Genomic DNA, 8457 nt, shown 5'->3' with positions numbered 1-8457 from the left:
TTGTCAAAAGTATTTATCGTGTTGGAAGAATGTAAATATATCCCGGAGCATAAGTTAAGTGTCGGACGTGGATGTCTATATTAATTATTTTTAAGACCTTCTGCTATATAATCTAGTTTTGATGCCATCGTCTCTGTCATTTGTAAAGTTTTTGCTATATTAGTAACTGCTTCTGCAATTTGTGAAGTCATTTTCCCAATGTTACTTATTTCATTCTGATTATATTCACTTTCAACTTGAATTCCTTTCACAATTTCTGTAATCCGCTCAATAGATCGATGTGAATTCTCAGCCAACTTTCTAATTTCACCAGCTACTACTGCAAAGCCACGTCCTTGCTCACCTACTCGAGCTGCTTCAATGGCTGCATTAATTCCTAACATGTTTGACTTCGTGGAAATACTTCTGATCATCTCTAGTATATTATTTGTTTTTAGGACTCTCTCCATTGAGTCTTGAGACAATTGCTCCAGCTTCTTACAAGCCATAGAAACTTCCTGGGTTTGTACAGATATTTCTTCCGTAGTACTTGCTATTATTCTTATTGAATTTGACAATTCCGAAGACATCTGCATTACTTGATCTTGTATTTCAGTTGATGTAGATATCGCTACTGCGCCAATTATATCATTGTTATAGTCATAAATTGGAATGGCAGAGGCAATATAAGTTTGTCCGTAAAGTGTCTTATCCATACACATATCAATTTGCCTATCTTCTATCATAGCTTTATTTATGGCTGATTCTGGCTTAACAGGATCGCCATTTTTAATCTTCAAGTCATACCTCTTCCCCGCCAAATATAGCAAATATTCTTTTCTGTTTGTTAATCCAATAGAAATATCAGTTGGTATCAGTTTTTGAATAAAAGGCAGAACATACTTCCATTTATCGAGATTGCTTATTTTTAGTTCTTCCATAAGTTTTTTTCTCCCTTCACAAAATATCAAAAAAATTCAAATAATAATAATTTTTGTCCCCTATAGACTAACAATAAATAAGCAAATACTGTACCAACAAGTGAAAACAATACACTAATTACATAACCATTTAATTTAGAAAAGGTTTTCAGATATTTCTATAAAAAAATCATACTGAATAAAAGTATAAAACTGTAGATTTTCTAATCACTTTGTAGTAATCTAACTACAAATATTTTTACTTACTTTTATCTTTAAATTGTTTTTTTAATTTATTCATATTATAATTCTATATTATATTTTTTAATCTTATTATATAAAACACTTCTATCTATATTTAATAATTTAGCAGCTTTAGTCTTATTTCCACCTGTTTTTTTAAGTGCTTCAATAATAGCTTCTTTTTCAAAATTACTTTTTTTGTCTCTCAGAGTATTTTCTAATATACCAACATTGCTAGTTCTTCGAATTTTAGCTACTAGAAAATCACAATGATTAAGTTGTATAATACCTCTTTTACATAATATTGTAGCTCTTTCTACAACATGTTCGAGTTCCCTAACATTTCCTGGCCAAGAATGTTGATTTAAAAGTTCAATAACACTTTGATCTACTCCTTCTATACGGCAGTCATTTTCCTTGTTAATTCTCTTAATAAAAAAATCACATAGAAGAGGAATATCATCTAAACGCTCACGTAACGGTGGAATTGGCAATTCTATTACATTTATTCTATAGTATAAATCCTCTCTGAAAGTTCGATTTTTTACCATATCCTCAATATTTTGGTTTGTACTGCATATGATTCTGACATCTAATTTAATAGATTTTAATCCTCCAACTTTTTCAAGCTCTTTTTCTTGTAAAATTCTTAAAAGCTTAACTTGAAGTGCTAAGGGCATTTCTCCTATTTCATCTAATAAAATTGTTCCATTATTAGCCAATTCAAATTTACCCATTTTCCCGCCTTTTGCGGCTCCTGAAAAAGCTCCTTCAACATATCCAAATAATTCAGATTCCAATAGGTCTTTAGGTATAGCTGCACAATTAATTTTAACATAATTATTCATATTTCTATTACTGAGTTGGTGAATAGCATTTGCAAACACTTCTTTTCCTACACCTGTTTCACCTGTAATTAGCACCGGAAGATTTGATTTTGCATAATCTTCAATAGTTCTTTTAACATCCCTAATACACTCGGATTTTCCTATAATTTTATTCAGAGGATTTAAATTCTTTTTAAGTATATCCAGTTGCTTCTTATATTTTTTATTTTCATCTTTTATGCGATTAATTTCTTGATGTAGAGACTCAACTTCATTAATATCTCTAAGGGTTGTAACTGCCACTACTCCAATTACTTTTTGATTTTCCTCAATTGGTATCCTATTACACACCATTGTTATATCTTCACCTTTAGTAGTATCATAAAGAGTCATTAATGATCCAATTTCTTCAACACCTGTTTTTGCTACTATATGCAATCTTGTATTTGGTATTACCTCTGTAACATGTTTCCCAACTGCATCTTCTTGAGCTACTCCTAAGAGATTTGAATACATTTTATTCATATATACAATGATACCATTAGCGTCCACAACTACAAGATTACAGAAAGTCTCAAAAATTTCATTCATTATACTATCAATATTTAAATTTTCCACCTATATCCTCCCTAATTACTAAAAAATATTATGCTAAATATTATTCTTATAATATCACAGTAAAATTTAAAAAAGATAGTTTTTTTAAAATTTTACTATATAAAAAACTTTATGTAGTAATAGCCCCACACTACTGTAGGATTTACCTTCACAATTTCAACCTCTGTATCTTAGTACATTTGCTAAATCCCCAGATTTATAAGGATTCTAAAAGTTGGCACGCTATTTGCTATAACAATATGTACACATGCATGTTATAAAAAAATAAATATCAATCATTATTTTATCTAATGTAAAAGTTGATTTTTAAATAATTTTTGACTTTTTCAAACAATTTTCAAGTTTTAATTTCTTAATTAGAAGCGATAAGTTATAATCCATTAAAATACGATCACTATATTTCGTCAAAATACTTCTTGAGTATTTTAATAAAAAAGATTGGAGTGAAATTTATAATGATAAAAAACATTAGTATTTTAGGAGCTGGAACAATGGGCCATGGCATAGCTAATGTATTCGCCATACACGGTTACAAAGTAAGTCTCTACGAATCATTTGAAGCTATACGTAATTCTGTAATCGATAAGATTAAATCTGAGCTTGAATTTATGGTTGCTGAAGATTATATTGACGCATCTAAAATTGAAGAAACTCTATCAAATATTACTCTATATGATGATTTAGCAGAAGCCGTCAAATGTGCAGACTACGTTATCGAAGCAACTCCTGAAAATTTGGAACTAAAACAAAATTTATTTAAACAGCTTGATGAATTATGCCCTAAAAATACTATTTTTGCAAGTAATACATCCAGCTTACCTTTGAGCGACATGATGGCTTTATTACCTGAGGATCGAAAAGCGAGAACTATGATTTGCCACTGGTATAATCCGGCATACTTAATCCCTATTGCCGAGTTATCTTTCTTTGGAAATATGAGCGAAGAAGTATTTGATGAAGTATATGAACTTTATATTAAATCAGAAAAACAGCCTGTGAAAGTTTTAAAGGATATTCCTGGACTTATTGCAAATAGAATGCTTCATGCTTTGGCTAGAGAAGTATTTACTCTTATCGAGCAAGGTGCTGCCTCTCCTGAAGACATTGACAAAGCTCTAAAATTTGGTCCTGGATTTAGAAGCGCTACAACAGGCATGTTAGAAGTTGCTGATATGGGGGGGCTTGATATCTGGTGTACTGTTGAGGATAACTTATTTAAAGAGCTTAATAAATCCGATAAAGCATGTGATATGTTAAGACAAAAAGTTTCTGAAGGAAAACTTGGTTTAAAATCAGGGGAAGGATTCTTTACCTATTCCGACGATGTTAAAGCAAAATTGCAAAGCGATTTTAATAAACGCTTAATCTCACAATTAAAAGTTAGTAAAAATTATTAAATTTACAATTTAGGAGGAATATTAGATATGAATAAAGTTATAATTACCGCTGCTATCACTGGAGCAGTACACATCCCTAGTATGTCAGAGTATTTACCTATTACACCAGAACAAATCATAAATGAAGCTGTTGCAGCAAATAAAGCTGGTGCTGCTGTTGTACATCTTCATGCAAGAGATCCAAAAACAGGTCAGCCTACTGGCAGTCCTGAGTTAATGAAGGAAATTGTAGATGGCATTAGAAGCAAATGTGATGTTGTCATCGGTGTTACAACAGGTGGCGCTATTGGAATGACATCAGAGGAGAGACTCGCTGCCATTCCAGCTGTAAAAGCTGAATTAGCTTCTTGCAATGCTGGATCTGTAAACTTCTGCTTTTCACCAATCGCCGATAAAATCAAAAATCCTAAATTTGATTGGGAAATTCCTTTTGTAAAAAACACTTATACAGTACCTTTTGCCAATACATTCCAAGGAATTGAAGATTATATTAGAATTATGGGCGAACATGGAACAAAACCTGAATTTGAAGTTTACGAAGTTGGTATGCTTAGCAATATTGCTTATTTTGTTAAAAAAGGATTATTAAAGGGACCTGTATATATCCAATTTGTACTAGGTGTTATGGGGGGACTTCCTGCTACTGTTGACAATCTTTTATTCCTTTATAATACTGCAAAGAAGCTTCTTGGGGATAATTTTGTGTGGTCTTGTGCTGGTGCAGGTAAAGACGAATTTGACATAACAACAGCTGCTATAATTCTTGGTGGAAATACAAGAGTAGGTCTTGAAGATAACCTTTATATTTCAAGAGGTGTTCTTGCAAAATCCAATGCAGAATTAGTTTCCAAGATAAAGGATATAGCTACTACTTTAGACCGTAAAATTGCTACTCCTGATGAAGCAAGAGAAATACTTTTCTCAAAATAATAAGTGTTTAACTGGACTTTAGAATATGTATGGTTTTACAAACATTAAATAGACACATATATTTTAATTAAGAAAGGAAGGATTTTTATCATGAAACGAGTCGCTATTATGGGTGTTGGTTCTCTTGGCACAATTATGGGTGCTATTATTTCCAAAAACGGTGGTCATGTTGATCTTATTGATAGCAATAAGGCACACATAGATGCTTTAAACAAGGAAGGTGCTACTGTAACCGGCAAAATGAATCTTAAAAACATTCCTGTAAATGCACTTCTCCCAGAGGACATGGAAGGTATATATGATATCATCATTCTACTATTAAAGCAAACCTACAACGATGTGGCTATAAAACAACTGCTTCCTCATATTGGCCCAAACAGTGTGGTATGTACACTTCAAAATGGTGTTCCAGAGGAAAGCGTCAGTGAAATGATCGGTGCTGAACGCGTTATCGGCGGTACTGTTGGTTGGGGTGCTACTTGGATTGCACCTGGAATATCTGAGCTTACCAGTGATGTTTCTTGTATCCGTGTAGATATTGGTGAGCAAGATGGTAGTATTACAAATAGACTGAAGGAAGTGCAGGAAGTTTTGAAGATGGCAGGTGAATGTGTAATCGTAGACAACTTGCTAGGCATCCGCTGGTCAAAATTGATCCAAAACGCAACCCTCAGTGGAATGTCTGCTGCTCTTGGATGCACATATGCCGAAATTTTGGATAATGACAAGGCTGCTGCTGCTGCTGCATGGGTAGGCAATGAGATGTGCAAAATTGTCCGCAAGAGAGGTATCGTGCTGGAAGATCTTGTTCCTGGCTGGAGCTACTATGCACTAGAATTCAGCGATAAAGCTGGTCTGGAAAAATCAATACAGTGGCTGAGAGACTATTTTAAACCGCATCGTCCTTTGAAAGCTAGCATGCTGCAGGATATGGAAAAGAGACGTAAGTGTGAAATTGATCAGATTGTGGGTACACCTTGCAAATGGGGTGCTAAGCTGAGTATTCCAACTCCAACGTGTCAGACAATCGTAGACATTGTTAAAGATTTTGAGAGTGGAAAGATTTCCATGCCGACAATGGACTGCCTGGACCGCTTCCACTTAGAAAGCCTGTAATTTGAAAAATAAACGTATTATTAGGCTATAGAGATTCTGAATCTCGCATAATCGATCATATTAGAGTAGGCAAGAATATTGGCAATTAACTGGTCCTTAGGATTGTGTCAATTGATGAAGCACATAGGCTGCTTCATCTTGAGCATAAATTATAAGATAAAAAAGAGAAGAAAGTATTTAAGAATTTAACAAACCATTAATCCATTAACCTAAAATATATAAATTCTATATAAAGCAAACGAAAACGATATCTATAACGGATTTTATTTAAAAACTAATAGGAGCTTTTCACGAATAAAAGTACTAATATTGCTTTAATAGTAGTATAAGCTGTCCATTTTTAAAATTTATGTACTTATTTTTGTCAATAAATAAAAAAGGAGTGAATTACATGCCAATTGTTATTTTAGTATTAGGTATAGTATTTCTTTTTATTACAATATCTATTTTTAAACTTAACGGATTCCTGGCTCTTTTACTTGCCGCTTTACTTGTAGGCTTAGGTGAAGGGTTGCCAATACTGAAGGTTGTTACTTCTATTGAAGCAGGTGTAGGAGGAACACTGTCCCATCTTTCTATTATTTTAGGCCTTGGAGCAATGCTAGGTAAGCTTATGGCAGATAGTGGTGCTGCTCAACAAATTTCAATGACTTTAATTAATAAATTCGGTAAGAAAAATGTTGGATGGGCAATGGCACTGACAGGCTTTATTGTTTGTATAACATTATATTGGGAAGTAGGCTTTATAATACTTATTCCAATCGTATTCACTGTAGCTACTGCTGCTGAAGTTCCATTATTAAAAGTTGGTATTCCAATGTTGGCATCTATATCAGTAGCTCATTGCTTTTTGCCGCCGCATCCAGGTCCAGTTGCTATAGCCAATATTTTTAAGGCAAATATTGGAACAACATTAATGTATGGTTTAATAATAGCAATACCTGCAGTGCTTATTGCAGGACCTCCATTTTATCACTTTTTCAAAAAATGGGATGTTAAACCATCAAAAGGAGTTGTTGAGGTCGAAATATTTAAAGAAGAAGACCTTCCAAGCTTTGCAGTTAGTATTTTTACAGCACTAGTTCCAGTACTTATCATACTAGTGTCAACCATAGCAGTAAATATTATTCCAGCAGCATCAGTTGCTAGTACATTTTTTAAATTTATTGGTAATACGGACATAGCTTTATTAATAGCAGTTTTCATTGCACTATATACTTTTGGCTTCAAGCATGGTAAAAAAATGAATGAACTTATGGGCTCTTGCCAAGAATCAGTAAAGGGCATTGCAATGATTTTACTTATTATCGGTGGAGGTGGTGCCTTCAAACAAGTAATAGTTGACAGTGGAGTCGGACAATATATAGCCCAATTAGCAACAAGCATGCCTGTCTCCCCATATATACTGGCTTGGCTTATTACAGGTCTTATAAGGGTGGCAATTGGATCTTCAACAGTAACCATATTTATGGCTGCAGGAATTATAACACCTTTGGTTGCACACTTAAATGTTAATCCAGAACTAATGGTATTGGCTGTTGGGGCTGGCTCTATATTAGCAGACCCTCCTACTGACCCAGCTTTCTGGATGGTTAAAGAATATTTCGGTTTATCTATGGGTCAAACAGTTAAAATGTGGACTGGTATGACATCACTTATTGCAGTAATTGGGTTAATTGGAGTAATGGCTCTAAGTTTAGTAATCCATTAAATTCTTTAATTCTTGGTTTTAAACGAGAAGTATCATAATCTTTGACTACTTAAAGAGCCAAATTCAAATTGTTTAGAAGGGGCTTTCGCACTTATAAATAACCACGGACGAAAGTAGACTTATACTCCGGTATATGTCTACTTTCTGCCGTACTTACCTAAGTGCGACAGCCCCTTTATTTTTTATAATCAAAGAATCCTTTTTCAGTTTTTCTTCCTAAATACCCAGCCCTCACATATTTTCTCAATAATATATGTGCCCTATATTTTATATCTCCAGTTTCTTTATATAGAACATCCATTATAGCTAAACATGCATCTAGACCTATAAGGTCACCTAACGCTAACGGCCCCATTGGGTGATTAGCTCCAAGCATCATAGCTTTGTCTATATCCTCTGCCGAAGCTATTCCTGCTCCCATAGTTCCAGCGCCAAGTACACATATCTTTTTCATAATAGTTATCCTCCCCGAAACTTTTTTAGAGGACAGAGGACAATTGACAGAGGACAGTGAAGGAGGATTTTTCTCCGCGATGCTACGAAAAATCTTTAATTTCACTTCTTGTAAAACAAGGTTTAATTAAGCTATGCTTAATTAAACCATTGATGTTTCGCATTAGCGAAACGAATCCCCAAGAAAACTCACCTTCACTGTCCTCTGTCCTATGTCCTCTGTCAATTATCTATGGCATCCCAAATTGGTGGCACCTAGCATG

General features: G+C 33.9%; 6 protein-coding genes and 1 pseudogene. 4 read left to right on the top strand and 3 right to left on the bottom strand.

All coding sequences use genetic code 11. The annotated features are described in order from the left end of the window. Positions 1 to 80: 80 nt before the first annotated feature. On the bottom strand, positions 81 to 920 hold the full coding sequence (locus I6U48_RS28430) for a methyl-accepting chemotaxis protein (RefSeq protein ID WP_218323887.1): 840 nt from the start codon (positions 918 to 920) through the stop codon (positions 81 to 83). Positions 921 to 1201: 281 nt separating this feature from the next. Then, positions 1202 to 2587, bottom strand: coding sequence for a sigma-54 interaction domain-containing protein (locus I6U48_RS28425; RefSeq protein ID WP_218323886.1), 1386 nt, complete (start codon positions 2585 to 2587; stop codon positions 1202 to 1204). Between the two features lie 455 nt (positions 2588 to 3042). On the opposite strand from I6U48_RS28425, the gene I6U48_RS28420 reads away from it, so the two are divergent. The 4 genes from I6U48_RS28420 (at position 3043) to I6U48_RS28405 (ending at position 7741) form a co-directional block, all read left to right on the top strand. Next, entirely contained in the window at positions 3043 to 3984 is a 942-nt protein-coding gene (locus tag I6U48_RS28420) for a 3-hydroxyacyl-CoA dehydrogenase family protein (RefSeq protein ID WP_246615600.1), read from the top strand. Between the two features lie 27 nt (positions 3985 to 4011). After that, on the top strand, positions 4012 to 4914 hold the full coding sequence (locus I6U48_RS28415; RefSeq protein WP_218323885.1) for a beta-keto acid cleavage family enzyme: 903 nt from the start codon (positions 4012 to 4014) through the stop codon (positions 4912 to 4914). Positions 4915 to 5004: 90 nt separating this feature from the next. After that, positions 5005 to 6030, top strand: a complete 1026-nt coding sequence (locus I6U48_RS28410; RefSeq protein ID WP_218323884.1) for a ketopantoate reductase family protein — start codon at positions 5005 to 5007, stop codon at positions 6028 to 6030. A 391-nt stretch (positions 6031 to 6421) separates the two neighbouring features. Then, positions 6422 to 7741, top strand: coding sequence for a gluconate:H+ symporter (locus I6U48_RS28405; protein ID WP_218323883.1), 1320 nt, complete (start codon positions 6422 to 6424; stop codon positions 7739 to 7741). Positions 7742 to 7916: 175 nt separating this feature from the next. Here the strand turns inward: I6U48_RS28405 and I6U48_RS28400 are convergent. Next, a pseudogene (locus I6U48_RS28400) lies at positions 7917 to 8168 on the bottom strand (3-hydroxyacyl-CoA dehydrogenase family protein); the annotation flags it as partial. Positions 8169 to 8457 lie beyond the last annotated feature (289 nt).

It is taken from the genome of Clostridium thailandense, from assembly GCF_019207025.1.
GTDB classification, from domain to species: Bacteria; Bacillota; Clostridia; order Clostridiales; family Clostridiaceae; genus Clostridium_AM; species Clostridium_AM thailandense.
This window is presented reverse-complemented; position numbering and strand designations above follow the sequence as displayed.